Raw genomic sequence first — 5,285 nt, forward strand, 5'->3', positions numbered from 1 at the left:
CCGCCATGATCGTTATCTTCCAAAAAATACTGATGTATCAGTAAAATATTCATTTGAATTTATAAAAGAAACTAGTTTCTATTTCAGGTGTCTTGAACGGAATATAAAGTCTATTCACTTCCTTATATTCTCCATAATGTTCGCTAAAGTAGCCTTTTTCATATTTAGAAAAATCTCGAAAATCAGTTTGAATTTGTAATTCATCTAAATTTTCTGAATTCCAAATTTGATAGGCTTCAGTATTTTTTGGTACGTTTAAAATAGTGTCTTTTACCCGCCAATGGTTTACTCCTTTTTTCTTAATCACATTTCTATTGTGGATGCAATTTCCAAAAAGAAATCTAAAAGCCGAAATTTTGCCTTCAAATTCCCAATATTCTTCTTTTTCAAAAATAGCTGCTTTCAAACATTGAGTCCAATAAAACCAAATAAACCTACTTCCTTTTAACATTTGACTTTTTTTCTCAATGCTTACTGTATTATGGCCAACAGTACCTTCAAAATTTTCTTTCAATTCTTTTTCACAATTGTATTTGTAAGTACCAGAATCTAACAAAACATTCTTACCATTTATCCATATATCAATATGTAAATTATCAGCTTGCTGAGGTCTATCTATATGGCTTCCACAACGGATAAAAGTGAGACTTTCAATTTCTCTGATTATGTAATATCCCCCAAAAGGGAATGAAAATGCTCCATTTTTCCAACTTAATGTAGGTAATTCAGCTTTGCATTTACTAAGTTTTTTTCCAAACCAATCCCATTCTGAGGTAGCTGCCTTTTCATACAAAAATTTCCCGGTAAGGATTTTATGCAAAGAATTAAGCTGAGGCCTATAATCTCTAAAATGCTGTTCACTTAATTGAAAAAATAATGCCCCATCGTTTGCTCCATAATTAGGAAGGAACCCATTTTCTTTCACTTGGCAGGTGAATAAAAAGTTTAAACAATCATATGCTTTTTTGTAAACACTAACAGAAAAAGGTTTTTGATGGATTTCTGTCAAAGTAATCCCAAAAGTCAAAAGCTGAACGACAACTCTTTGATAATTTGTACTGAATTGAAGGAAAGTACCATCTTCATAAATTTGATAATCAATCTCTTCTTCAAACCACCTTCTCCCTTGATCCGCCCATTTCTTTGTTTCCGGAATAAATGGAAACAAAAGCTCACTAACGGTCAAAAATAAGGTTTCGGAGATGGCATGATTGTTTCTCACAGCGATCCTTGAGAAATCAATGTGCTGATAAACATGGTGCAAGGACCAATAAACCACGTGCTGAACCTTGATCCAGAACTCCTCATTGAAATGGGGAGAGTTCCGGTAAAAATTCAGTGCAAAAGACCAATTAAATATCCTTAATGAAATTTCTTGACTGCACCTCCAATTTGGACCAGAGTTAATTGGATTACTAGTTATCCAACTTTCAATTTCATTTTTTACCCAAAGAGAATGATCTTCTCCAGAACTCAGATCATATCTGATGACATCATGAATAAAAGTGAATCTCGACTTTTCCCATAAATACTTTATATCTCCTAATGCTGGATCAAAATCAGGGACTTCACTCCAATGCTTTTGATTTGAAAAAACCTTACCTGTCAATGGGTGCGTGACCCAATTATAATTTAATCCTAAATCTAGCTCTTGGTGAAAGAAGAATCGAAATATACCTTTTTTGATTTTTTCAAATCGATCTTTTAGTTCTGTATTAGGCTGTTCATGCGAAGAAAAATCCTCACGCTGATCAAAGAAAAATCCCTTTTGATTTTCTCTCCATTCTTCCCAGGAAATGAAATATTTTAGAGGGGGATTCTGCGGATGTCTACTTTTAAGAAGACCGGAGCGTTTTTCAAATTCATGAGAAATTCGGTAAAAGACATACCTAAAACCCATATTTTGAATGAATTGAAAGTAAATTGGTATTTTTTTTAATTTATTAATCATGCGTAAACTTGCACCCATTGGCCAGTTTTCAAACTTTGAATAGACGCCAATGCAGCTCTACTTACGTTAAATATTTCATCAAAAGGGATGGGAGCTTCTCCCCCTTCTTTAATAAACTTAAAATAGGCTGCAAATTGGCTTTTATGACCTTTATCTAATTTCGTCTTCAAGTTTTTAAATCCTTTGACGCCAAAACCTGATGTCTGCCTAAAGTTATCCATGATCATGGTTTGCTCATTCCAATATGCTTCTAGTCTTTCTTTACTGTAAGCTTTTGATCCATTTGAAAAATAGTTAATCACAGAAGTACTTCCATTTTCATGTTTTACCATTAGTGTAGCATTGTCCGTATTTTCCTCAGGGTTGACACCCATCGCATTCATACAAACTGATTTGATTTTCGATCCGGTTAGGAAAACAGCTAAATCTAAATAATGACAAGCTTCTCCAATGATTCTCCCCCCGCCGACTTTCATATCATGAATCCAAACATTCGAAGGAATAAATCCAGCATTCATAGTAGCAACAAGTTGAATAGGCGTACCGGCATTTCCAATAGTCTTTTTCATAGCCATCGTATGAGGAGAAAAGCGTCTATTAAATCCTACCATTAGAGAAGATTGGCTTTGACCCCAAAATTCCTTTTCAATTTGATCCAAATCTTCACTTGTCAGCGCTAAAGGTTTCTCCACGAACACATGCTTTCCAAATTTTATCCCTTCTCTTACAAATTTGGCATGTGAATTATGTCGGGTAGTAATCACAAGAGTATCTACCTCTTTATCTTCTAAGATAAAATTATAGTCAGTGGTAGAATTTTCAATGGAGTGCTTTTTTGCAAGCTGAGTACCTGACAATCCTCCTGAAGATGCAATATATTTGGTCCTAATTGTCAAATCCTTAATTGCAGGAAGTAGCGTCATTTTGGTAAAGTTACCAGCTCCAATAATCCCAACTACTCCTTTTGAAATCTGAAATTTTGGGGGATTTACAATCAAAGTGCGATCTTGATTTAACTGCTTTTTCCCTTCTTTTTCAGAGTAGAGTAAAATACTGGCAATTGACTTTGAACTCCCAATATTTCCGTAAACCTGCTGAAAATTCTCCAAAGGAATTTGCTCTGTAATAAGTTCTTTTACGCATACTCTCCCGGATTTTAGGGAATAAAGAATGGACTCAAAGTTTCTTTTTTCCGTCCATCTCACATAGGGCAAAGGGTAATCTATCCCTTTTTGCTCGTAATCATCATCATATCTACCAGGACCATAGGAGCAAGACACTTGGAAAGTCAATTCCTTTTCATAAAAATCAGCTCGGCTTATATCTAATCCTATTACTCCTACTAATATGATTCTACCTCTCTTTCGAGACATTTTTGCAGCCTGAGATATTACCTCATTAGACTTAGTTGAGGCAGTAATAATCACCCCATCAGCACCAACTCCCTCGGTATGAAGCATTACTGTCTGAACAGGATCACCAGATTCACTCGGATTAACCGCAATTACCCCAAATTTTTCAGCCAACTGGCATTTAGCTTTGTCCAAGTCAATTCCAATCACTTGGCAACCATTAGCAATCAACATTTGAGCGGTCAATAGTCCTATTAAACCAAGCCCAGTGACAACTATTGTCTCACCAAAACCAGGATTACAAAGTCTCATTCCTTGAAGTCCTATAGAGCCTATCACTGTAAATACAGCTTCTTCATTGCTCACTTCAGCAGGGATTTTTGCGGTGAGATTTTTAGGAACCGATACATATTCGGCATGTGAACCATTGGATACAACACGATCCCCTATTTGAAAACCACTAACACCTTCGCCAACCTCTTCCACTACTCCGACATTGCAATAACCTAAAGGTAAGGGTTGTTCTAATTTATTAAAGACTGTCTCAAGGGTTGGAAGTAATCCTTCTGCTTTTATTTTATCCAACACCATTTTCACCTTATCTGGCTGCTGCCTTGCCTTTTGGATTAAGTTAGCTTTCCCAAATTCAACTAGCATACGTTCTGTTCCTAAGGAAACTAAGGAATGGGTAGTTCTTATTAATAAATTGCCTTTAGAGACAATAGGGGCTGGAAGTTCTTCTAAAATGGTTTCCCCTGTCTTAAAGGATTGTATAATTTGCTTCATACTACTTTTTGTATCCTGTATTTTGATGCTGTAACTGATCTTCAATTTCTAAGCAAAGCTTGGTAGACTTGAGTGTTTTCAACTCATCACCACGCTCTCCTTGTGAGATTTTCCTCCCTATTTCTTTATACATTTTCCGTAAGTAGGCTAATTTATCCGTGCTGTACTTCCGAATAATTTTTTCATTGGATTCACTTTCATAATAAAGAGAATCTTTGACATAAGCTCTACTTCCTGGAACTGAAAATTCAACATATTCTCTCATTCCTATTCTATTAGAACCTGTATCAGATAGGGTAATAATGCCAGAGGCTCCATTACTTAACTTGATTTGAATTACTAAATCTTCAGGAGTAAGTTGATTTACCTGAAAGTCAATCCAATCACAGTAGTCATTCAAAAATAAAAAATGGTCAATCCAATGACAGCCATTTGAAGTAATTCTACTTCCCGAAACAGGCCAGTTGTACCAATGATATTTATCCAAAGGTATCTCAAATACGGTAGCTTTAAAATGGACAGGATCTCCCAAATTCACTTTCAAATCTTCCTTAATGAAATCATTAAAAATCTGATATCTCTTCTGAAAACATTGAAAAAAGATGGCTTTCTTCTCCCTAGCAATTTTTTCAAATTGATGATAATCTTCCCAAGTTGTAGCTATTGGTTTTTCAATTACAGGAATGATACCATTTTCAATTGCAGATATTGCTAGTTGAGCATGTGTATGGTGAAAACCAGCTATTAACCAAACGGGTATCTTAAAATCATCCACTTCGGCGAAAGGGGAAGTTGACGCAATTGATATTTTTGAATTAACAAATAAAGAAGGATCAATTTCATGTACTTTAACCACCTCGACAAAAGGTTTGAGATAGGGTAGCGTAATTGTTCTAGCATAATTTCCAAACCCAAACAAAGCTGCATCAACTGCTTTTTTATTTTTTTTGATTTGAACAAGTTCAAAATTCTTTTTTTGTAAAAAGACTTGATCTATTGATTCAAAAGAAATAGTTGAAATCATTAAAAATAACGACTGCAATGATTCCATTGGAAGGATGGAATTTTTTCCAGAAATAATTGGGAAAACATTTTCCAGCTCTTTTTCATTTTTCAAATCAAATAAATCCGATTTAATTCTAGCCCAGCCTCTGATTATCGAATAATTATCGTTTAGAGGAAGTAACCAGTTCTTC

The 5,285-nt window shown here is 35.0% G+C and carries 3 protein-coding genes; all 3 read right to left on the reverse strand.

Going from position 1 to position 5,285, the window contains the following annotated elements; genetic code table 11:
* Nucleotides 1–49 precede the first annotated feature (49 nt).
* A complete protein-coding gene (locus Q0L68_RS15835; protein WP_296705088.1) occupies nucleotides 50–1,900 on the reverse strand; it encodes an alginate lyase family protein in 1,851 nt (616 codons plus the stop codon).
* Nucleotides 1,901–1,947: 47 nt separating this feature from the next.
* Nucleotides 1,948–4,089, reverse strand: a complete 2,142-nt coding sequence (locus Q0L68_RS15840; RefSeq protein ID WP_296705089.1) for a bi-domain-containing oxidoreductase — start codon at nucleotides 4,087–4,089, stop codon at nucleotides 1,948–1,950.
* Between the two features lies 1 nt (nucleotide 4,090).
* Nucleotides 4,091–5,285: Gfo/Idh/MocA family oxidoreductase (locus Q0L68_RS15845; protein WP_296705090.1), on the reverse strand; the 1,195-nt coding region annotated here is incomplete at its 5' end.

The organism is Algoriphagus sp. (assembly GCF_024642405.1).
GTDB lineage: Bacteria > Bacteroidota > Bacteroidia > Cytophagales > Cyclobacteriaceae > Algoriphagus.

Coding starts and splice junctions, on each gene's coding strand:
- Q0L68_RS15840 (WP_296705089.1), bottom strand. CDS start 4,089: ATGAAGCAAATTATACAATCCTTTAAGACAGGGGAAACCATTTTAGAA.
- Q0L68_RS15835 (WP_296705088.1), bottom strand. CDS start 1,900: ATGGGTTTTAGGTATGTCTTTTACCGAATTTCTCATGAATTTGAAAAA.